Raw genomic sequence first — 22,618 nt, 5'->3', positions numbered from 1 at the left:
TTGACACTGGAATGTGCGGTATAAAGAATAATCAGAAAAAATAATAGTATAACCACCTCTCGCGGCTACACTGCCGGTGCAGAAGTCCGAGATACAAGAAACAATTAGTTGTCATGAAAAAAAGATTACTATTCATGTGCGCCCTATTAGTCAGCGTGGTTACGCTCTCCGGCGCAGCAAACGTGATCACCTTCACCACCGCCAAAGCGGTTGGGGAGGAGATATTGCTCAATATGGAATATTCGGGTGCCACGCCTACGCTGAGCGGTGCTACCGGTACACCCGAGAGCGGGAAAACGATCTCCTATACGCTCACATCGCAAACCGTAACCATCCGGGGCGATGTAACCTACTTTAATTGCTCAAGACAACAGCTGACCGTGTTGGATGTATCAAAGAATACTGCGTTGACAGTACTTGACTGCTCTGACAATCAGCTGACCGCATTAGATGTATCTCAAAACACTGCGTTGACAGAACTTTACTGCCCCAACAATCAGCTGAAAGCGTTGGATGTATCAAAGAATACCGCCTTGACAACGCTTGAATGCTACAACAATCAACTAACCAGCTTGGATGTATCAAAGAATACCGCCTTGGTAGGGCTTGTCTGCTCTGGCAATCAGCTGACCACGTTGGATGTATCAAAGAATACCGCCTTGACAGGGCTTGACTGCTCTAACAATCAGCTGACCGCATTAGACGTATCAAAAAACACTGCGTTGACAATACTTTACTGCTTTGTCAATCAGCTGACCGCATTAGATGTATCTCAAAACACTGCGTTGACAGAACTTTACTGCACTGACAATCAGCTGACCGCATTGGATGTATCAAAGAATACCGCCTTGATAGGGCTTGACTGCTCTAACAATCAGCTGACCGCATTGGATGTATCAAAGAATACCGCCTTGAAAGGGCTTGCCTGCTCTGGCAATCAAATCAAAGGCGAAGAGATGACCCGCTTGGTGAACAGCCTACCCGACTATACCGGAAAGGATGCCGGTAGATTTATCGTAGTTCAGGAACCTGCTCTTGAGGGCAATATTTGCCTTAAATCCGATGTGGCCATTGCAAAGAGTAAGAACTGGAATACCCAAAAGTACAAAACCGATACCGAAGAGTATGTTGCCTACGAGGGCGCAGCAAACGTGATCACCTTCACCACTGCGAAGGCAGTTGGGGAGACGGTAATTTTCCAGATGAACTATACGGGGGCAGCACCCACGCTGAGCGGTGCTACTGGTACACCCATAAGCGGAACAGAGGTAACCTATAAGCTCACATCGCAAACCGTAACCATTACCGGAGATGTAACCTTCTTTAATTGCTCAAAAAATCAGCTGACCATGTTGGATGTATCAAAGAATACAGCCTTGACAACGCTTACCTGCTCTTACAATCAGCTGACCATGTTGGATGTATCAAAGAATACGGCCTTGACAACGCTTACCTGCTATAGCAATCAGCTGACCGCATTGGATGTATCCCAAAATACCGCGTTGAAATGGCTTTCCTGCCCTTACAATCAGCTGACCACATTGGATCTGTCCCAAAACACCAAGTTAACAACGCTTTACTGCAACAACAATCAGCTGACCGCGTTGGAGGTATCCCAGAATACCGCACTGACAGCTCTTGACTGCGACAACAATCAGCTGACCATGTTGGATGTATCAAAGAATACGGCCTTGACAACGCTTACCTGCTATAGCAATCAGCTGACCGCATTGGATGTATCCCAAAATACCGCGTTGACAGGACTCTACTGCTACAACAATCAACTGAAAGCGTTGGATGTATCCAAGAATAAGAATAACGAATTGAGCGTACTTAACTGCTGCGGCAATCAAATTAAAGGCGAAGAGATGACCCGCTTGGTGAACAGCCTACCCGACTATACCGGAAAGCAAGCCGGTACATTTATTGTGGTGCAAGAACCTGCTCTTGAGGGCAATATTTGCCTTAAATCCGATGTCGCTATTGCCAAGGGTAAGAACTGGAATACGTTAAAGTACAAATTCGATACCCAACGGGTTGTTGACTACGAGGGCGCAGAGGAGGCACAACCCTTTAAGGTAACGCTGACGAAAGAGGGCGAAGGCACGCTCACCGCTACCGGTGCTACTGACCTAAACGCAGTACCATTGGGTACCGAGCTCACCATCGTAGCGACACCGGCTGACGGATACGAGCTAAAAGCACTCACCGCCAACGGAACCGATATCCTCGCCACCAAAAAATTCACAGTTACAGCAAATACCAAAGTAAAAGCCACTTTCACCAAGAAAACCGCTGCGGATGTGGTAGAATCCGGTGCCCTGCGCCTCTATCCGAATCCGGCAAGTGCATACGTCAACGTGAAGGGCGCAAAGGCGGATGCCTTGGTACGCCTCTACGACGCCAATGGCGCACTGCGGTACGAAGCACGTACCGATGCCGATGGCACGTTGCAGATTGACCTATCCGCCTATGCGGAGGGCACCTATCTGCTCCGCTTAGGTGACGATGCACAGCGCCTCCTCATCCAACGATAACCGAGCGACACGATCCACGGCGCACCATCCTCGCCGTGGACGCACCGCTGTCCTCTCCTGAAATAGTACACAGTTGGGGGAGCCAACCCCAACAACTATGAAACAAAAAAAAGTAACCGAGTACGAAAGGGATATCCCCTAGATTTCAAGTGGAGAGTCATTGACGACCTCCTGGCCACTGGCGAGAGCATCGCCACCGACCATTGCCGGCTCACCGTCTCAGACATAACCTACGTCAAGTATTTAGGAGGCTTCGCATACCTCTCCCTGACGATGGACACTTATAGCCGCATCATCACAGGCTTTGACCTGCAGCCCACGCTCTCCTCAGAGGGTCCCTACAACGCACTAAGACAGACCGTTGACTTCTACCAGAAGCATGGCTTTGACCTCAAAGGACTCATCTTCCATAGCGATCGAGGCTGTCAATATGTCTCCAAGCAGATGACCGACTACGAGGCCAGCCTAGGCATCGTAACCAGAGTCACCCAGATCGGCAACCCTCTGCACAACGCTATGGCAGAGCGACTTAACGGAATCGTCAAGAACGATTGGCTCTACAACTTCAAGGATAAGCCCATAGATCAAGTTCGAGAGATCCTCTCGCAAACGATTGCTCTCTATAACACAGCGCGTCCTCATCGAGCCCTCAACAAGAAGACTCCGATGCAGATGCTCATACCAGATTACCCCAACCTCTAACCACACATCCATCTAATACTGTAACACTTACTGTAACACTCCTTTTTTTGTTCCTACACATTATCAATCGTATATCTCCTCTTAGTTATTCTCATACCTAAATTTATGAAACTACAATCTTCTCTGTCATAAAAACAGTACCTTTGCAACAACAAAATAAAAGTTCTTTGAAGCACTGCATAATAAAGAGAGAAAGAGAAACTTGCTCGTTTCCAACTCGTAACCCTTTTACCCTACACTCTTTTCTACTCTATATGATTATCTGGCAGATACAATGCTTTTGAATCTTTTTGCGGGCATTATCTTTCTGTTATTCTTCTTTTGGCATTTTCAAGTACCTCGCAAAATTCATCCAACATAAATGAGATTTTTCCATCAAAATAAAATTCTACCACAAGTCCCCCTGACTCTTTGTTGACTTCGGCAATCATTTTTTCCCCATACCAAATTTCTGCCACAAGGTTTTCTCTATCAGGAGCACTCGATAGTTCTATATTAAATTTGTTCATACGCTTATTCTAATAATCTGTTGATTCTCTGAAAGATACAAACTTCTTGAATCTTTTACGCCTGTCTGTGTAAAGACTCTGCGGCAAAAGAGGAAAAACTAGCTTCAAAGCCTTTACCCTGACGTGCGTTTCCCCTTCTCGTGGCTTCTTATGATCTATCGTATGCGGCATATTGTATAACTTCGCATATTGCTTCGACAAAGCAAATAAGAGCAGCCTAAAAGAAATAGGATAGAAAAATAAAAAGTGTCATGAAAAAGCAGCACTTATCTCCGCGACCCAATGCCTTCAAAGCGATCGGCAATAGTTACACGCAGGTAATATTCGCCTGCCAACCCTGGGGCGGCTTAGCCATCTGTTTTGCGCTATTGCTATGTTCACCGAGATATGCGTTAGTAGGGCTTATCGCCACCACAATCAGCTATCTATTGGCACTTATTTGCCGGGAAGAATCCGACAAAGTAACCCAAGGGCTTAGCGGCTACAATCCCCTGCTGACCGCAATAGCCGTTTACAGTTTAGTCGGGGGCTGGATGGGCGTGCTGTGGGCGGCTATCGGTGCCGTCATTACCTACTTTGTAACTCGGTTAATGCAGCGATGGATGGGCGGTATGCCGGTACTTACTGCGCCTTTTGTACTCACCTCGTGGGCTTTGGTGCCTTTGATGCGACTGTGGCCAACCTCTCCGTCGATACATCTATTCTGGGATGCTACATGGGATCTTGCTTCTCCAACCAATATATGGCGAGGCGACCTACTCTCTTTCGGGGAGATCTATTTACAGGACAATCTCTGCTTCTCCCTTGTGATCATGTTGATTCTACTCATGGGTTCGTGGAAGCACCAAGGATGGGGTTTGTGCACGCTCCTGCTCCTGCCTGCCGTGGCCACGCTCTTCGGATGGCAAGAGAGCCTCTCCAGTGGCTTACTCGGCTACAATCCTCTACTGGTAGCGGCTGCGCTGGCCACTTTCCCCTCTCCCTTGCGCTCTATGTGGGGGCGTGTAGGCGAAGGCCTGTTGGCTATCCTCTTTTCAATTGTAATATCTTACTATGGGGCACAGCTCTTTGACTACTGGCACTTCCCGCTCTACACAGCTCCGTTTGTGCTAACTACCTGGCTGCTCCTTGCCCTCCGCAAGTTTTATCCCATGGCATAAACCCTCATTATCCTTAACCTTAAAGGATAACTTTCCCATCGCTTCCGTCGTGGCGAATGCCCCTATCCGTTTTGCCTTCGCGGCTAAATCCTAATGATTTATAGAATAAACTCAAGGGACAGTTGTCGGAATCAAGGCTTCGCCTCTTTGTCACTATATTGAGATAAAGGAGATATTTAAGAAATTTGAGACATACTCAAGTGGATAGATTTGGCCAAAAGCATGTGGTTATCCTTCCATCATCAATTATTTGACTATCTTCTTGTCCTAACACTTCGTCGTGGTGAAAAAGCCTTTTTTATTCATTATAAGTTCATAACTTTATGACCAATATAAAGATAGGTAATCATCCAATGGGACGGAAGAACGATCATAGCAACCTGATCAAGGAGCTTCTGAAGAAGCGAGGCATCACTCAAACATGGCTCGCTAAAGAGTTAGGCATGAGTTTCAGCATCACCAACGCCTACGTTTGTAATCGCAAGCAGCCTAACCTCGCTATCATCTTCAAAGTGGCAGACATACTCAATGTTTCACCCAAAGAATTAGTAAAATAAAATGGCAAAGAAAGAAGCACAAACTGATATATGGGTGTATGAGCTACTGAAGTCAGCTCATATAGATTTATGCTACCAAAGCTCAGATGTTCCTGAAATAGAGAAAGCATTGAAAACTGCCTCTAAAGCAGAATCAGGAAAAGTAGGTAAGCCAGAGTTTGTGGGGGTCGTAAAAGACTTTGTATTAGTCATTGAGAATAAAGCCAACACTGTTTATCACGAGCAACGAGATAAGGATAATAATCTCCTTGAAGACATAGCAAGTAAACAGGGGTATGCCGTAAATGGTGCATTACACTATGGACGGCATATAATTCTACATACGAATTATAAGAAAGTCATTGCTATTGGTGTTTCTGGAGATGAAAAACGTCATCGTATTACCCCAATCTTTTTGGATGACAGTCTCTATCCTAAAGAGTTGGCAGATGTGGAAACTTTTATCTCTTTCAATGAAGATAATATTGATCGTTACTACCATCGTGAGATTTTACAAGAAGAAAGCGAGGAGGAAAAAACTACTGCCGAGATACTCAAAGACGCAGAAACGCTGCACGAGATGCTTTGGAAAGGAGGTCTGACTAATCAAGAGAAACCGCTTGTAGTTTCAGGTATTTTACTAGCGCTTCGAGAGGAAAGTTACAAAGGATTTTCCATTGATGATCTTACAGGCGATACGGTTAAATCGGATGGCAAAAAAATATATGATGCCATTGAAGCCAATCTTACTCGTGCCAATGTTTCGCCTACTACCAAGCGAGATAAAATTTTGGCACAATTTGCAGTTATTAGAGATAATCGTAAGATTAATGATAAAGACCCAAAGAGCAAGAAAACACTCCTACGCGAGTATACCGAGTTTTTACGAGAGAGTATACATCGTTCTATCCTTTATTCTCAGTCTGGAGATGATTATTTAGGCATGTTTTACGGAGAGTTTATGGCTTACTCGGGTAAGGATGGGCAAAATCTAGGGATCGTTCTTACTCCAAGACATATTACAGAATTATTCTGCGACTTGATAGGATTGAAAACCTCAGACAGAGTACTCGACCCTTGCTGTGGAACAGGAGGCTTTCTCATTGCAGCGATGCACTCAATGTTGCAACAGACGGGTGACTTAGACCTACAACGTTCTATCCGCAAAGAACAATTGATGGGCATTGAACTGCAAGACTATATGTTTACTATTGCTACAACCAATATGATATTGCGTGGTGATGGCAAGAGTAATTTGCACAACTTTGATTTCCTTGTTGAGTCTGCGAGTAAGCTTCAAAAAGAGATGCACTGCACAGTCGGAATGATGAATCCTCCCTATTCACAGGGGAGTAAAGACGATCCTGATAAGTACGAAATCGCTTTTACCGAACATTTGCTTGACTCCCTAAGCGAGGACGCAAGGGCAATTGTCATTATACCGCAATCTTCTGTTACGGGAAAGACCTCCACTGAGAAAACCATCAAGCGTAATATCCTCAAGCATCACACGCTGGAAGGGGTGATAACGTTGAATAATAATACATTCTACGGTGTCGGTACAAATCCTTGTATCGCCATCTTTACGGCAGGCGTGCCACACCCCAAGGAGAAGAAGTGCAGGTTCATCAACTTCGAGGACGATGGTTTTGTTGTAGCTAAGCACGTGGGGTTAGTGGATAATGGTACTGCCAAAGACCGTAAACAGCATTTGCTTGATGTTTGGCACGGAAGAACCAAGTCAGAGAGTAAGTTTTGTGTGGAAACCACCATCGAACCGGAGGACGAATGGTTGCATTCGTTCTACTACTTCAATGACGAAATTCCCTCTGATGAAGACTTCCGCAAAACGATGGCGGATTATCTCAGCTTTCAGTTCAATATGATTACTCACGGAAGAGGTTATCTCTTCGATAATACAGCAGACGATGAATAAGAAGCTAAAATTGACTGATAGGGAGTGGAAAGAGTTCAAAATTAAGGACTTGTTTTCAATACGGATAGGAGATAGTCTTGACGGAAATAAGGTTGATAGAACTGGTTTGGTTGCCTATGTGACAAGGAAAGAAAGTAACAATGGAGTAGACGGATTTATCTCTAATGACATTGAGCGAATGTGGTCCGATGTACCTGCAATTACGATAGGTAATGAAACTGCAAAGCCGTTTGTTCAAAGGTATCCGTTCTTTACAGGCACTAAGGTTAACATCTTATCTCCCAAAATCAAGTGTTCATACTATGCTTTGATGTTTATATCTGTATCACTGGAACAGCATAAATCGAAGTACTCGTATTCCTATACAATAAATTCAACTCGATTGAAAGAGCAAGTTGTATTATTACCTGTTCAAGCCGATGGTACGCCTGACTGGGAGTTTATGGAAGCCTACATGAAACAAGTAGAGGACGAACTTTTGTCGGAAGTTCTCCCCAAGCTGGAAGCAAAACTACTTGAGCATATCATTACTCTTGGTGCATTGGAGGACAGGGAGTGGAGAGAGTTTCAATTTAAGGATGTCTTCACTCGTATACAAAGAGGTAAAAGATTAAAGAAAGATGACCATATAGAAGGAACTACCCCTTATGTATCGTCCACAGCTACGAACAATGGAATAGATGGATTCGTTGGTAATAAGGAAAGGGTACGTATTTTCTCTAATTGCATAAGCCTTGCTAATAGTGGAAGTGTTGGTAGTGCATTCTTTCAAGAGTTTGAATTCGTTGCAAGCGACCACGTAATATCACTCCAGAAAGAAGGAATAGACAAGTATGCTTACCTATTTATGCTTCCAATCATCACTAGGCTCTCTGAAAAATATAGTTTCAACAGAGAGATAAATGATATACGTATCACGAGAGAACGCCTAATGCTCCCTATCCAAGCTGATGGTACGCCTGACTGGGAGTTTATGTCTGCCTTTATGAAGAAAGTAGAGCAAGATACGCTTAGAGGTGCATTGCGATACTTCAACTTCAAGAAGTGCAAACAAATGTTAACGGGGGGTAAAATGAAGCCTTTCTTTATGGAAGACATTCTATATATTGCTAACGGGGTTAGGCTTACCAAGGTTGATATGACAATAGGTAATCGCCCTTTTGTTGGAGCTTCTGAAGTGTGTAATGGTATTACAGAGTTCGTAGACAGTACTAATGCAAGTATTGACAAAGAGGTTTTGGGCGTGAATTACAATGGAAGTGTTGGTTTTTCGTTCTATCATCCCTACGAAGCCCTCTTCTCTGACGATGTGAAGCGTGTACGCTGGAAAAATGAAAATGCCAACAATAAGTATACTCTCCTTTATCTCTCCACCTCCATTGCTCAGCAACGCAGTAAATATGCCTACGGCTACAAGTTTAACGCCCAACGTATGAAGCGACAAATTATTATGCTCCCCTCACAAGCAGATGGCACGCCCGACTATGCCTACATGGAGCAAACTATGCGTGTGATGGAGTATGATGCGCTGATGACATATCTAAGTTCTATTAGTGTATGATTAAGAAGTTTCTCAAAATAAATAATCTTGGGGTCTTCAAAGACTTTGAATGGGACAAGAATGTCGTAAGTTCTCAAGGCAAGCCGGTAGTTCTGGGGGATATAAATATATTTTTTGGTAGAAATTACTCTGGAAAGACTACAATTTCTCGGATTTTTCGTGCCTTTGAGTTAAAAGGAGGACTCGAAAAGTATGAGAGTGGGGCGTTTAAGTTGGAGCTGAGCGATGGAAATACTATAGACGAGAAATCTATAGCGAACGTTACTATCCAAGTTCGTGTCTTCAATGAAGACTTCGTGAAAGATAATCTACTCTTCATCGCCAATCCTGAAGAAGGTGTAACACCTTTTGCCGTATTGGGTGAAAACGCCCAGATTGAATCAGAAATCCAAGAACTAAAAATTCAGTTAGGGTCAGCAGAAGAAGGGAATGAATCAGGACTCTATCTAGAGAGGATGAATGCTGTCAAGGACTATCAAGAAGCGGAAAAAGAAATAAATGAAGAGAAAGGAAATTTAGAGAGGAAGCTTAAGTTTAAGGCTCTGAATAAGAGTACTGGTATCAAGTATCTATCCCAATTTTTTGGCGATCAGAATTACAATGTAGCCAAACTCGCGGATGAACTTAAGAAGGTTAACAAAGCCTATCGCCTGTCAGACGAGCAAATAAGTGAGTTGAAGGCATCGTTAAAGGAAGAGGTAAAGCAAATCCCACACATATCAGAATATTTCCTACCAAGCTTTGAGGACATAAATCAACGGATTAAAGCTATTGTGGAGCAACCGATAATGGCATCTGGTAAGATTGAAGAATTAGTACGTAATGCAATAGCAAACAAATGGGTTGAGGAAGGATGCAAACTACATGAGGGAAAGAAAATTTGTCTGTTCTGTGGAGGTGAAATTACAAAAAATCGCTGGGCAGAATTAGAACATCATTATGACGAAGCTACAAGGAATTTGAAAAACAAGGCAAAGAAGGAGGTTGATTGGCTAGAAGGACAGATTCAAGTTGCAAAGGAACTCTACAAAATCTCACCTGATCAATACTATCAGCACTTTAAAGCTGAGGTGGAGAGTATTAATAAGGACATGGATAAACTCCGAGAGATACTTCTCACAGCGTTGAACGGCATTTTGCTACAAGTGAAAAAGAAATTAGAGGAGATTCATTCTACCCCTTCTTATATTGAACACACATTTGATTTTTCAGAACTCTATGCAATTTATAATCGGATTGAGGAGCTTGAGAAAAGTGCAACTGAGTATGGTACTAAGCTTAAGCAGGAGAAATCTAAAACTCAGGAAAAACTGCGTTTATCTGAAGTTTCTCGTTTTAAGGAAGACATAGACTTTGAAGAAATAGTAAAGATCATATCAGAGAAAGAAGCGGTTTTCAAAGAGAAAGAAGTCGCCAAAAAAGAAAAGGAAGAAGCTGTTTTTTTCAAGGAGCAGGAGATTAAAGCAAAAGAGCGCCTCCGTCAAAATGAAGAAGAGGGGGCTAAAAAAGTAAATGCTGTCCTGAAAAACTATTTTGGACATAGATTCATTGAACTTAGAGCAGTTAAAAAAGATAATGAGGAAGGTGTCTACTTTGATGTGTTTCGAGGAGAGCAGAAAGCTTATAACCTGAGTGAAGGGGAACGTAATCTTGTCGCTTTTGCGTACTTTGTTGCAAAACTACAGGATGTTGAGACTGCTTCAGAAAAGCCGATAATTTGGATTGATGATCCTATCTCGAGTTTGGATGCTAATCATGTGTTCTTTATATTCTCGCTGATAGACCAGCAAATAGTGGCTAAGCGTCAGTGGACACAGCTCTTTATATCTACTCATAATCTAGACTTCTTAAGGTATCTCAAACGGCTCCATACAAAGGAACTTACTATACCCTATCTAGATAAGAAAGGCGATATAAAGCAAAGGGATATTCAAATTCAGCGTTTTTTGTTGGAAAGGCAGGGTAGTTCTTCGATTATTAGTGTTATGCCTAAGTATATGAAAGAACATGTGACAGAGTTTAATTACTTATTTCACCAAATCTACAAATGTAGTCAGGCTACAGAAAACGAAAACTATGAGTTATTCTACAACTTTGGAAACAATGCGCGTAAATTTTTAGAAGCGTATCTGTATTATAAATATCCAGACAATGAGAAAAATTGCCTCCATAAGAAGATGACTCGTTTCTTCTCTGACGGGTATGCGGCTACTACCATAGGTCGTATTGACAATGAACTCTCACATCTTGAGGGCCTAATGGAGAGAGGTATGTCTGTGTCCGATCACGCCGAAATTAAGAAATGCGCTAAGTTTATTCTTGAAACAATCAAGAAAAAAGATCCTGATCAGTATGGGGCTTTCCTAGAGAGCATTGGAGAGCGGGAAACAGATTAAAATGGTTTTTATTAGGAGTAGAATGGCAGAAAAAAATAACAATCACCTCATCATCTACCAAGACGATAACGGCTTGGTACAGGTAAACGTGCGATTTGCTGACGAGGATGTGTGGCTTACGCAGGGACAGTTGGCAGAGATTTACGGTACTACGCAACAGAATATAGCCCTGCATATCAAGAATATCTATACCGACAATGAATTGACTGACGAGGCAACTCACAAGAAATACTTGTTAGTTCGACAGGAGGGTAGTAGAAAAGTGCGACGCAATATTGACCACTATAATCTTGATATGATAATCGCCCTTGGTTATCGGGTGCAGTCGCAGGTGGCAACACGTTTTCGGCGATGGGCGACCGAACGGTTGCACGAGTATATCCAAAAAGGGTTTGCAATGGACGATGATCGACTGAAACAGGGCGGCAATCGTTATTTTCGAGAGTTGTTGCAAAGGATTCGGGATATTCGGGCATCGGAGCGCAATTTTTATCAACAGGTGACAGACATCTATGCAACCTCGGTAGATTACGACCCTCGAACAGCCCTTTCACGTACATTCTTCGCCTCGGTACAGAATAAACTCCACTATGCCGTACATGAGCATACCGCAGCGGAGATCATTTATGACAGAGTGGACAGCGACAAGCCTCTGGTGGGTATGACTAATTTCAAAGGGAATTATATTACCAAAGATGATGTGAAGATAGCTAAGAACTATCTTACGGAAAAAGAACTGCAACGTCTTAACCTACTTGTGTCTCAATTTTTAGACTTTGCCGAGTTCCAAGCCCTTGAAGAACGTCCCATGCATATGGCAGACTGGATTTCAGCTCTTGACAACCAAATCATAGCTCTGCAACGCAAACTGTTGGAAGGCAAAGGAAGTGTATCGCATCAAGAAGCAATAAAAAAAGCCGAGCGAGAATTCAATATATACCGCCAAAGAGAAATGGCTCAACTTGAAAGCGACTTCGACAAAATGGTAAAGCGTCTTCCCACGCAAGAGCAAAAACCACCAAAAGAAGAATGATAATCTCACACCACATCCAAATAGTAAATGTTTTTCGTCTTGGGTGTTGTTTTGGTTGCTATGATTTTTGGGGTGTAGAAAAGGGTGTAAATCGAATAACTTGCTGATTTGCACCCTTGTTTGTGGAAAGGGAGGTATTCAAATCCCCAGAACAGACAAGCGGTTGACTTCAGTTAGGTTTCCATAGGGAGCATTCCAAGCACTTCAAAATAGAAATTAGTCAGAGAGTGCGCTTACAGAGCAACAAGAAGTGCTCTGCTCAAAAGGGGCTTATAAATCAAAAAGGTCTCTCATCAAAGATGCCCTATGCAAATCAACGAGTAATGACGCTCATTTTCTCAAGTATTAGGACTGTGCTTGTGCAGAGCTCTTTTGGCAGTAGGGCATTATCCGTATGATGCCACGTGTCGGAGAGCTCTGCACAGAGCTATTGGCGACACACCAGATCGTGCTGTTTATTGAAATAAGCATTTAAGTGGAGCGGTAGGGGATAAGCGTAAGCTTTTTGACCTTTTCTCGCAGGTCCTACCAAGGAGTAATGAGAGAAGCGGACTAAAATACCCATTAGTAGTTATTTTATCGGTTATGAACCCGATATACCTTTGCGAGGGTTTTTGGTGTTTCCTCTATGCGTAGGTCTATCTGTAGAGTTCTTCTGTCCTATATAGTTTTTTCGTTACTCTCTTGGAGTTTATGTGCTCAAGGTGCTCGTCACAGCCTCAAGGGCGTGGTGTACGATGCCGCTACCGGTGAGCCGATAGCCTACGCTATAGTGGTTCTCTCCACTGAGGGACAAAAGGATCTGGCGGTCTATACAGACGATGACGGACGCTTTGCCTTTAAGTCCGTACAAGCGGGGCAATACCGCCTACAGGTGCGCTATACAGGTCTGCGTAAGGAGCTGAAGGTTACCCTGCAGCGCGACCAATACCTACGTATCCCCTTTACGATGGAACGTGTGTTAGGCGAGGTAATTGTGACCGCCCAGGAGGGACGACATCTGACCAGCTCCACCACGATTGAGCGGGCGGCCATTGATCATCTACAGCCCAGTAGCTTCTCCGACCTGACAGCACTACTACCGGGTGGCAAAAGTAGCGTGCCTAATATGAAGGGAGTCAACAATCTCTTGCTCCGTGAGACCGGCACTATCAATGTGCAGGGCAATAGGACGAACAACCAAGACTATGCCATCAGTTCGCTGGGTACCCTCTTTATGGTAGATGGTGCGCCACTCAATACGGATGCGGACATGCAGTATACCGCCTCCCCCTCCGGCTCGCTCTTAGGTGCAGGCAAGGTTAATGTGAATCGAGGTGTGGATATGCGTACGCTACAGACGGACAATATAGAGCGGGTCGAGTTCATCCGGGGTATTCCCTCCGTAGAGTATGGCAATATAACTTCCGGTGTGGTGCTCGTGCATCGTAAACAACAAGCCTCACCTGTGCAGAGCCGCTTTAAGGTAGATGGTTACAGTAAGTTATTCTCTGTGGAGAAGGGCTTTGCCCTCACCCCTTCTCGGCGTCATATCCTCAATAGCGATGTGAGTTATTTATCCGCTAAGCCCGATCCGCGTATTCCCTTTGAGACTTATAGGCGGCTGACCGGCTCTCTGCGCTATCACGGTACGAGTAGTGACCAAGCGCATAGGTGGGAGGTGAGCGGTGACTATACGGGGACCTTTGACAAGAATAAGGTAGACCCTGACCTCACCTACGGACGCACCGATGAGTATTACACCGACTACAACCGCATAGCACTCACCTCACGCTATATATATGCACCATCAGACGGCAAAGAGGGCTTACGGAGAGTGGAGCTAACCTTCTCGGCTGCGCAGCAGTTTGACTACTTACACCAACGCCGACTCGTGGCCCCGGACCGTATGTCTATAACTCCTACGGGCGACCAAGCCGGTGAGCACGAGGCCAGACTGATCGGCCGCGAGTATATAGCGGACTATGTGAGTGATGGTAAGCCGTTGACGCTTTTTATCAAGGGGCAGACTTTGTATAATATAGCGTGGGGTAAGGCTTCGCATAGATTGAAGGGGGGCTTTAACTATGAGCTGTCCAAGAACTTCGGTCGAGGGCAGGTTTACGATCTCTCCTACCCACTCTTTCCCAAAGCATGGGATACCCGTCCGCGCCCCTACAACCAAATCCCTGCACTACAGCAGATGGCTCTATATGCAGAGGATCTCTACACGCAGCCTCTCGGAGCACATACGCTCCAACTGGAGGCGGGCGTGCGACTCTCTATGCTCTTAGGCTTAGCTTCGCAGTACACACTGAGCTATAAGTCTTACTTTGATCCACGTGTCAACTTGCGCTGGAGCTTGCCCGCTTGGGATCTATTATCCCGAACGCTTAAGCTCTCATTTGATGCCGGTTGGGGAATGACTACTCGTATGCCTACGCTCAACTATCTATACCCTGATCCGCGCTACATAGATATGACGCAGCTGGCTTACTACGACATCAACGCACCCTATGAGCGCAGTCTATACTACGTCCGCACCTATATAGAGGATGCAACGAACTACAAGCTACGCGCCACGCGCAATCAGAAGCTGGATCTACGTCTCTCTGCTGAATGGGGGCGCAATAGGTTCTCTGTGAGCTACTTTAATGAGTTGATGACTACCGGATTTAGATACCGCTCCACGGCACAGGTCTATGCCTACAATAAGTATGACGCTTCTGCAATTGACTATAGCAAGCTGACGGGACAGCCCGACATCAATACCATCCCCTATACTTCTGCTGCGCGTATTGAGTCGACGAGTCGCCCCGAGAATGGGAGTATGATCCGCAAGGAGGGAGTAGAGTTTCAGCTTATGACGGAGCGGATTCCGCATATCAACACGAGTCTAATCCTTGGGGGCGCATGGTTTCGCTCTACTTACTCCAATAGTGTGCCGCTCTACTATGCCGTTTCCGGAGTCTACGGAGATGTGATTCTCTCAGATCAATACTTAGGGCTCTACAACTGGCAGGACGGCTCGGAAAATCAGTCCCTCTCAACCAATCTGCTCCTCGATACGCAAATTCCACAGTGGGGGCTCATCCTAACGACTGCCGTAGAGAGCACCTGGCTGGTCTCTCGTCGCCGTCTGCCTCAAGATGGTCGCCCGATAGCTTATTTAGATGTACACGATGGCAAGCTGCACCCCTACACGGCTGAGTCAGAGCGAGACACTTATTTGCAGCATCTTTTGATACGCTATAGTGATACACTCTTTAAGCCGAGTCGCATCCCCTTAGCGCTTGCGGTCAACTTAAAAGTATCCAAGCAGCTGGGTAAGCTCTTTACACTATCTCTCTTTGCCAACAATGTATTAGACTACCTGCCCGACTACAAGGTGGGAACGGCTACACTCAGACGTACTGCCACCCCTTACTTTGGCATGGAGCTACGCATCAAAATATAATCAACTCAACAAATAGATCACTATGAAACGATTACTGTATATACTACTTTTGCCAGTGCTCTTGGTCGCTGTGACCTCTTGTCGCCCTGACCCTGTCACACCCGACAACCCCAAGGTGCAAAAGTCCGTCGCTTGTCTCTTCGAGCGCATACTGCCCGAGGATGTCACGGACTTGACAATACAAGAGGAGCTAATCACTCTACACAACATCACCACAGGTCAAGACGTGGAGTATAAGACGCTGGAGGGTATCAAGCTCGCTCCTGGGCTGTACAACCTAAACTACACAGCGACCTGTCGCTATATGCTACACGGGGTCGCAATGGAGGGACGACTGGCCGCACAGATCGAGAATATGGAGGTGACCGACCAAACGACCGAGCCACTCAAGCTACGCTTAGAGCTACGCATCGTGCCTACCGTTCAGGACTTTGTCATCCAGGAGATTTTCTTTACGGGCACACTGACCCCTGCCCCTGCAGGAAGGCAGTATAATGGGACTAGCTATGTGGTTCTCTACAACGGGACAGACAGAGTGCTCTATGCTGACGGGATCGCCTTCTGTGAGAGTGGGTTTAACCCTACACACAAGTTTGACTACAAGCCAGACATACGTCAAGAAGCCATGGCGGTACACGCCGTCTATGTCATCCCCGGCAGTGGTAAGGAGCAACCCGTGAAGCCTGGCGAGCGACTGATACTCTGTGATATAGGCATTGACCACAAGGTAAATAATCCAAATGCTTTCGACCTCTCCAAGGCAAACTTCGAGTGGTATGATGAGTCTAGTGTGCCCACACACCAAGACTTTGATAGTCGCACAGTGCCGAACCTTGATAAGTGGTACTGCTACTCGAAGTCCTTTTTCATCCTACACAATAGAGGTTTTGCATCGTATGCTATAGCTCGTATGCCGATCACTAAGGAGGAGTACCTCAAGGACTACAAGTATGACTACACCTACGTCTTGACACACAATGGGATTAGCTATGATATGTCAGGCTCATGCTATAAGCTACCCAACGACTGGATCATAGATGGGGTCAATTGTAGTGTCGAGGCGGTGCATCAGTGGACGATCCTGCCCGAGACGATAGACGCCGGCTATACAAACTGTGGCACGGTAGACGGGCAGAAAGATCGCTACTTCCACAGCGTACGACGTAAGTACCTAGGCAAGGATGCCGAGGGACATGTGATCCTGCAGGACACCAACAACTCGTTTGAGGACTTCAACCCGATGGTCACGGCCTCGCTCATTGAGGAGCAAGGTACTGCTATCAATGCTAAGGGTACACCCTGCACGACCAAGACTTATGATGGGGTCGTGCCTATTGACAAGTAAAGTCTCTTCAATTAGATTATGGTGCATCATCCTTCTGTTTGTCTTAGTAGATCTCTTGCGCTCTTAATCTGTCTCCTGGGTGTGCTCACGGGCTCGCTCTATGGACAGCAACAAGAACCAGCGAGGTCTCCTCTAGCTGCAGACACCCTCTCGGTGGCTAGGTCGCTCCTAGAACAGGGGCGACCTGGCTACGACCTGTCGGTGTCGCCTGGGGTGTCGCCACTTTACTTTTTCTCAGAGCGAGGTAGTCGCACAGACATTTCGCTGGGCGGAGCTATGCGGCGAGATGGAGGCGAGGCTATGATCCCGCAGTTGGGCAAGCAGGACATAGATGGGTCGGTGCGCGTAGAGAGTGCCTTGCGTCGGCGCAACAACTTCGCTTGGGGAGCGGCTTCCTACACCTACCGTGCTACGGAGGGAATACGCTTCAACGAGACGACCGACTACTACCTTCTCGCTCCCTACGTCATGGGAGACACAGCGCACACGGCATGTCTGCATCAAGATCTCTACACCTTTGGGGCCGGTACGGTACATCGCTTCGGCAACTGGCTACTCTCTCTAACGGCTGACTATCGTGCTACATTTGCTTATCGCACGACCGACCCTCGTCCTCGCAATCTGGCGACACACTTAGAGGGGCAACTCGGCATTGGCTATCAGCTTACCCACTATGCGTTAGCTCTGACAGGCTCTATCGGCCGCTACAAGCAAAACAACAAGGTAAACTTCCTGAGTGAGCTCGGAGTGGCTAGTGAATATCACTTTACGGGCATTGGGGGAGACTACTACCGCTTTAGGGGAGGCAATACCTCGCTCTTCTATCAAGGGCTGTCTTATGGCATCTCGCTCGGGCTAACCCCTACCAGCAAGTCGCGTCAAGGCTTCTATGCTCTAGCTGCATGGCATCTGCTGACGACCGATCGAATCATACGAGAGCTCAACAACCTTCCCCTCTCAACGCTCTACGGTCACACGATAGATCTGCAAGCAGGATACACCGCCCACTCAGCACGACTGGGGCATTGGGGTGTAGCGATTTATACACAAGGGGACATCCGTCGAGGCGCAGTCCATCTCTTCGGTGATCCTAAGGGAAATATCTACCCACGCATAGCCACGGAGCGGTCATACTATGGTCAGACCTTAGAGTTTGGCGCTAAAGGCTTTTGGGATAGTCAGGACACACCTCGCACGCCTTGGTCGTGGGGTGTATTCACTTCTCTCGGCTACCGACTACATGAGGAGGACTTGCTCCCTAATGCTATGCGTACGCTCTACCATGTGGTGGGGCAGATAGCGCCTCAGCTCGACTATACGAGAGGGCGCTACATGGCTTCTCTCAGACCTACGTGCGGAGTCTGGATCCCCGTGGGGCACGCCTCTCAGCAGTTGGCTCCACAGCATCAGCCGATACCGACATATAGAGAGACACTGGAGCGAGCCTATCAGATAGCTCACTCCATGCGGATGGGCTACGGTGTGGAGATGACGCACGGCTTCCAGCTCACTCATCGATATGTGCTGTGGCTCTCTCTCAATTATCTGCACACGCAGATCAAGCTGTGCGGTAGCGACTACGGAGCCATACGTTGTGGCATCTCTTTCTAATCGTAAATTCTAACAATCAAATAAATAATCAATTATTATCAGTATGCGAAAAAAATTACCTGTATTACTTATGCTCTTCACTCTCCTTTGTACAGCGAGTGTGACAAAAGCACAAACTTCAAATGAGGGGATAGCGAAGAACTTCCTCTGGTATCGGGTGATTTCCAATAATGTGAAGCGAACACAAACGCCCGGAGAAGTCGTCGCTTCGCAAGATGGGAATCTATTTGCTACGAACACCTATTATAGCAAGGTTCGTACGGACTCTAGTTCGGTGTTTAACTATGATGCCCCTAACCCTACAGATAAAGCCGTCTCTTACGGAGACGATGGGCAAGGGAATAGTGGCAGTGAGACCTTATCAATCTATAAGATAGCTCCTGATGGTAAGCTCTTATGGCATATATATGGAGCTCGTGGCGAGATAGCCAAGGCTGGGACAACTAGTCTCGTAGCGACTCAAGATGGAGGGTTTGTCGCTGTTCTAATGCTTAGAGATGCTAACTCAACATCTAAAACAGATAGAGACTTAGTGCGTATTGTACAAGGAGATGGCACTCCATACGATATAAAGATATCTTCCCTCTTTGTTGGGGCTGGAGAAGATCCTAATGCTGAGGCTAAGTATCGCAAGTATGTGCCGATGTTGATTAAAGTTGACTCTATGGGGAAAGTTCTATATCACAAACTCTTTGATGTGGATCATCAGCCTAGACCCGATGCGACGCGCTACAATTTTGGGACAATGCTAGGAGCAGACTTTATGGGTATAACAGTAGATCTCAAGGGGAACGTCTATGTCTGTGGCTTCGTTCGCACGGCCATAACCATCGGTAAAACGACCATCAAGGCGAAGAACAATGTTGGATGGAATGGTGATGTACAGAAATCTGTAGGAGACTTCTTTATCCTCAAGTTTGATAATGAGGGAAATTACGTTAAGCATCTCACAGAGCAAGGGGATCCTATCGAATTTTCAAAACTCATGGCTATTAAGTATGATGACGGAAAGCTCTATGCTACAGGTCGTATTTCATCCGAAAAAGCTGAGACTCCAATCACCATTGGAGACAAAAAACTTGTCTTGTCTGACAAAGAGACTCTCTTCACGCTCTGCTTAGACACAGATCTAAAGGTCTCGTGGATCTCTCAGATTCAGATTAAAATGGTGAAGGAACACAACTGGACAAAGGTCTTTGTTGATGGTATAGCTGTCGGCAAGGACAAGGTCTACATAGCGGGACGTGGTGCCGGAGCTTTTTGCGATGCTGAGGGGAATGTACTCTTCGAGCAAAAGCTCAAGCAGCACAGAGGCTATGCTCTAGCTATAGACAAAGCTACAGGCAAGCCCCATGCAGAGTGGCATACGCTACTCCCAGAGAAGGGGATTTCCAACTGTACGGCTATCTCTACGCAGGGAGATCGTGTCATCTTGCATGCCTATGCTCTATTTGGACAGACCTATTATCGTGTGCTAGATCTCAATCTCTCTGAGGGCTCCGTACAAGACTATCCTATGGTAAGCAAGGCTGCCACCTCATTCGGTGGCGATGTTGTAGCCAATAATTATGTGGCTGCTGTTCGTTGTCAAAACAATGCAGACCTGCTTACGACATCGGGGTATAAAAAGCTGGAGTGTGACAAGTGGTTTAGCCTCTTTGTTGCGCACAAGCTCCCCTTCCCCTCCGTATCTGCCGACCGGAAGGCTCTTTACCTCTCTGAAGGTAAAGGAACGTTGCAAGTACTGGCATCAGACCTAACTGCACCTATTCAGGTGGCTTGCTCCGGCGAAGGCTTTACGGCACAACTCAAGGAGCTACCCGCTACGGGTGGTGCTCTGGAGATACAGTTCAAGACGGCAGTCACCAAGACTCCCGAAGAACGTATCGGCAAGCTAACCCTCACCTCTGGCGGTGCTAGCTACGAGGTCTATCTCTATGCAACGACTGAGACAGAGCAGTACATCAAGGTATCGGAAGAGGCAATAGACTTTGCTATGATTCCCGTAGGCAACACGAAGAGTGTTGACTTAACCGTCACGCAGAAGAACCTGATGGATGCCATTACTTGCACCATTGAGGGCGAAGGTGCTAAGTACTTCTCTGTGGATAAGAGCGAAATAGCTATTTCCAATGATCCTGCTACGATTAAGGTAACCTATACCCCGGATGCCACTATCAAGGCTAATAGTAAGGTTGCTGCTCAGCTTGTTTTGACTTCCGGTGATGTCAAAACAACGGTGATGTTGTCCGGTCAGTCCAATACAGCGGTTGAGGAGATAGCAGCCGTGAAACTCTCTATTGCTACTGCTGCAGGTATGCTCTACCTACATAGCGATGAGGCTCGTCCCGTAGCTATCTACACGCCGGCCGGTAAGATGGTTGCACAGCAACTACTCTCCGGTGATATGGAGATCGCACTACCTACAGGTGTCTACTTCATTCAGACGGATCGTGAGACCTATCGTGTCTACATCCCTGCTATCTAATCAGAGTCTCGTCCTGCTCTCCTCTTTGTATGGGGAGAGCGGGACAAAACTCCCATATGAGCAAGTCAGTGAAGCGATCACTTCACACTCTATTATCTCAATAGTATAGTTATCAAATCCAAAAAGTATGAACAACAAACTATCACTCGTGCTCCTCGCAGCACTATTTTCCCTCGCCTTCATGGGCTGCAACAAGCAAAAGCAAGATCAAACAGCAACCGCAGAGACGGAGGCTCCGGCCTATATAGAGGTGGATGCACTCCTCGCCTCTGCTGATAGTCTCGTCGGTCAGACGGTTACCGTGCAGGGCATCTGCACCCACCTCTGTAAGCATGGGGCTAAAAAAGCGTTCCTCATGGGTAGCGACGACACCAAGGTGATTCGCGCTGAGGCCAGTGAGGAGATGGGGGCCTTTGCTCAGGAGTGTGTCAACAGTATAGTCACCATCACAGGACAGCTTGTTGAGGATCGTATCGATGAGGCCTATCTGCAAAACTGGGAGGAGCAGCTCAAAGCTCAAGCCGCCAAAGAGCATGGCGAGGGCAAGGCAGGCTGCACCAATGAGAAGAAGGCTCGTGGCGAAACGGCCGACACACCAGAGGCTCGTATTGCAGACTTCCGCAAGCAGATCGCTGAACGTGAAGCGCAAGAGGGCAAGGCGTACCTTTCCTTCTACCATATCAATGCCACAAGCTATCAGATAGAGCAGCAGTAACCATCCGGAGCTGACAAATCTCTATGAGAGTAAACCTCAAGGAAGTAGGTAGGAGTGTGCGTCGCTGGAGTAGATTACTACACCGCGATCTCTCCTATTTACTTGCTTCGCTTATATTCATCTATGCGCTGTCGGGTCTCTACATGAACCACCGAGACTCGATTAATCCACACTACATCATTACTCAGCGTGAGTATCAGATCCCTTTAGGCGAGTTGCAAGGTGCTGACCACCTTGACGCAGTGGCCGTTCGAAAGCTCTTGGACGAGATAGACCTATCGGGGAGCTATACTAAGCACTATTACCCCGACGAGCATACGCTCAAAGTTTTCCTAAAGGGACGTGCCACCCTGCTTCTTGATACCTCAACGGGGGTAGCCGTCTACGAGTCGATCGAGCGACGCCCACTCATTAGCTCTATGACCCGCCTCCACTACAATCCGGGACGCTGGTGGACGATCGTCGCCGATGTGCTAGCCATCGGGCTCATACTCATCACCCTCACGGGACTACTCATCGTGCCCGGGCGACGTGGGCTCATAGGTCGTGGCGGCATTCTCCTACTAAGCGGGCTGGCAGTACCGCTGCTCTTCATCTTCCTCTAAACACCAAAGATAGCAATAACCACTGCCGAAAAGACATTCCCTTATATT

The 22,618-nt window shown here is 46.5% G+C and carries 15 protein-coding genes; 14 read left to right on the top strand and 1 reads right to left on the bottom strand.

Annotated elements, in window-relative coordinates; genetic code table 11:
• The first annotated feature begins 113 nt into the window (after positions 1-113).
• Together ACLWMH_RS00125 and ACLWMH_RS00120 are read left to right on the top strand one after the other, a co-directional pair.
• The gene (locus ACLWMH_RS00125) at positions 114-2,537 is read left to right on the top strand and encodes a T9SS type A sorting domain-containing protein (protein ID WP_411914750.1); all 2,424 of its coding nucleotides are present in this window, start codon (positions 114-116) and stop codon (positions 2,535-2,537) included.
• Between the two features lie 159 nt (positions 2,538-2,696).
• Positions 2,697-3,239 (top strand): transposase, encoded by a 543-nt coding sequence (locus tag ACLWMH_RS00120; RefSeq protein ID WP_411915589.1) that lies wholly within the window; start codon positions 2,697-2,699, stop codon positions 3,237-3,239.
• Between the two features lie 299 nt (positions 3,240-3,538).
• On the opposite strand, the gene ACLWMH_RS00115 is transcribed toward ACLWMH_RS00120, so the two are convergent.
• Positions 3,539-3,748 (bottom strand): hypothetical protein, encoded by a 210-nt coding sequence (locus ACLWMH_RS00115; protein ID WP_411914749.1) that lies wholly within the window; start codon positions 3,746-3,748, stop codon positions 3,539-3,541.
• Positions 3,749-3,999: 251 nt separating this feature from the next.
• On the opposite strand from ACLWMH_RS00115, the gene ACLWMH_RS00110 reads away from it, so the two are divergent.
• The 12 genes from ACLWMH_RS00110 (at position 4,000) to ACLWMH_RS00055 (ending at position 22,570) form a co-directional block, all read left to right on the top strand.
• The gene (locus ACLWMH_RS00110) at positions 4,000-4,908 is read left to right on the top strand and encodes an urea transporter (RefSeq protein ID WP_411914748.1); all 909 of its coding nucleotides are present in this window, start codon (positions 4,000-4,002) and stop codon (positions 4,906-4,908) included.
• A 353-nt stretch (positions 4,909-5,261) separates the two neighbouring features.
• Positions 5,262-5,465 carry a helix-turn-helix domain-containing protein gene (locus tag ACLWMH_RS00105; RefSeq protein ID WP_411915588.1) on the top strand — a complete coding sequence of 68 codons (204 nt, stop codon included), beginning with the start codon at positions 5,262-5,264 and terminating at the stop codon, positions 5,463-5,465.
• A 1-nt stretch (position 5,466) separates the two neighbouring features.
• Positions 5,467-7,380 carry an HsdM family class I SAM-dependent methyltransferase gene (locus ACLWMH_RS00100; RefSeq protein WP_411914747.1) on the top strand — a complete coding sequence of 638 codons (1,914 nt, stop codon included), beginning with the start codon at positions 5,467-5,469 and terminating at the stop codon, positions 7,378-7,380.
• Entirely contained in the window at positions 7,373-8,941 is a 1,569-nt protein-coding gene (locus ACLWMH_RS00095; protein WP_411914746.1) for a restriction endonuclease subunit S, read from the top strand. Before ACLWMH_RS00100 ends, ACLWMH_RS00095 begins: the two co-directional genes overlap by 8 nt.
• A complete protein-coding gene (locus tag ACLWMH_RS00090; RefSeq protein WP_411914745.1) occupies positions 8,938-11,337 on the top strand; it encodes an AAA family ATPase in 2,400 nt (799 codons plus the stop codon). Before ACLWMH_RS00095 ends, ACLWMH_RS00090 begins: the two co-directional genes overlap by 4 nt.
• 22 nt (positions 11,338-11,359) lie before the next feature.
• Positions 11,360-12,370, top strand: coding sequence for a virulence RhuM family protein (locus ACLWMH_RS00085; RefSeq protein WP_411914744.1), 1,011 nt, complete (start codon positions 11,360-11,362; stop codon positions 12,368-12,370).
• A gap of 727 nt (positions 12,371-13,097) precedes the next feature.
• The gene (locus ACLWMH_RS00080) at positions 13,098-15,806 is read left to right on the top strand and encodes a TonB-dependent receptor (RefSeq protein WP_411914743.1); all 2,709 of its coding nucleotides are present in this window, start codon (positions 13,098-13,100) and stop codon (positions 15,804-15,806) included.
• A 22-nt stretch (positions 15,807-15,828) separates the two neighbouring features.
• Entirely contained in the window at positions 15,829-17,151 is a 1,323-nt protein-coding gene (locus tag ACLWMH_RS00075; protein WP_411914742.1) for a DUF4876 domain-containing protein, read from the top strand.
• A gap of 81 nt (positions 17,152-17,232) precedes the next feature.
• Positions 17,233-18,762 (top strand): DUF6850 family outer membrane beta-barrel protein, encoded by a 1,530-nt coding sequence (locus tag ACLWMH_RS00070; RefSeq protein ID WP_411914741.1) that lies wholly within the window; start codon positions 17,233-17,235, stop codon positions 18,760-18,762.
• A gap of 43 nt (positions 18,763-18,805) precedes the next feature.
• Positions 18,806-21,250 carry an NHL repeat-containing protein gene (locus ACLWMH_RS00065; RefSeq protein ID WP_411914740.1) on the top strand — a complete coding sequence of 815 codons (2,445 nt, stop codon included), beginning with the start codon at positions 18,806-18,808 and terminating at the stop codon, positions 21,248-21,250.
• Positions 21,251-21,377: 127 nt separating this feature from the next.
• Positions 21,378-21,965, top strand: coding sequence for a hypothetical protein (locus ACLWMH_RS00060; RefSeq protein ID WP_411914739.1), 588 nt, complete (start codon positions 21,378-21,380; stop codon positions 21,963-21,965).
• Positions 21,966-21,988: 23 nt separating this feature from the next.
• Complete coding sequence (locus ACLWMH_RS00055) at positions 21,989-22,570, top strand: PepSY-associated TM helix domain-containing protein (protein ID WP_411914738.1); 582 nt, start codon at positions 21,989-21,991, stop codon at positions 22,568-22,570.
• Positions 22,571-22,618 lie beyond the last annotated feature (48 nt).

The organism is Porphyromonas miyakawae (assembly GCF_045865415.1).
Classification (GTDB): domain Bacteria; phylum Bacteroidota; class Bacteroidia; order Bacteroidales; family Porphyromonadaceae; genus Porphyromonas; species Porphyromonas miyakawae.
The sequence above is the reverse complement of the archived record's forward strand: the minus strand, read 5'-3'. Positions and strand labels throughout refer to the sequence as shown.

Coding starts and splice junctions, on each gene's coding strand:
- ACLWMH_RS00095 (WP_411914746.1), top strand. CDS start 7,373: ATGAATAAGAAGCTAAAATTGACTGATAGGGAGTGGAAAGAGTTCAAA.
- ACLWMH_RS00055 (WP_411914738.1), top strand. CDS start 21,989: ATGAGAGTAAACCTCAAGGAAGTAGGTAGGAGTGTGCGTCGCTGGAGT.
- ACLWMH_RS00065 (WP_411914740.1), top strand. CDS start 18,806: ATGCGAAAAAAATTACCTGTATTACTTATGCTCTTCACTCTCCTTTGT.
- ACLWMH_RS00090 (WP_411914745.1), top strand. CDS start 8,938: ATGATTAAGAAGTTTCTCAAAATAAATAATCTTGGGGTCTTCAAAGAC.
- ACLWMH_RS00060 (WP_411914739.1), top strand. CDS start 21,378: ATGAACAACAAACTATCACTCGTGCTCCTCGCAGCACTATTTTCCCTC.
- ACLWMH_RS00100 (WP_411914747.1), top strand. CDS start 5,467: ATGGCAAAGAAAGAAGCACAAACTGATATATGGGTGTATGAGCTACTG.
- ACLWMH_RS00075 (WP_411914742.1), top strand. CDS start 15,829: ATGAAACGATTACTGTATATACTACTTTTGCCAGTGCTCTTGGTCGCT.
- ACLWMH_RS00115 (WP_411914749.1), bottom strand. CDS start 3,748: ATGAACAAATTTAATATAGAACTATCGAGTGCTCCTGATAGAGAAAAC.
- ACLWMH_RS00125 (WP_411914750.1), top strand. CDS start 114: ATGAAAAAAAGATTACTATTCATGTGCGCCCTATTAGTCAGCGTGGTT.
- ACLWMH_RS00105 (WP_411915588.1), top strand. CDS start 5,262: ATGGGACGGAAGAACGATCATAGCAACCTGATCAAGGAGCTTCTGAAG.
- ACLWMH_RS00110 (WP_411914748.1), top strand. CDS start 4,000: ATGAAAAAGCAGCACTTATCTCCGCGACCCAATGCCTTCAAAGCGATC.
- ACLWMH_RS00085 (WP_411914744.1), top strand. CDS start 11,360: ATGGCAGAAAAAAATAACAATCACCTCATCATCTACCAAGACGATAAC.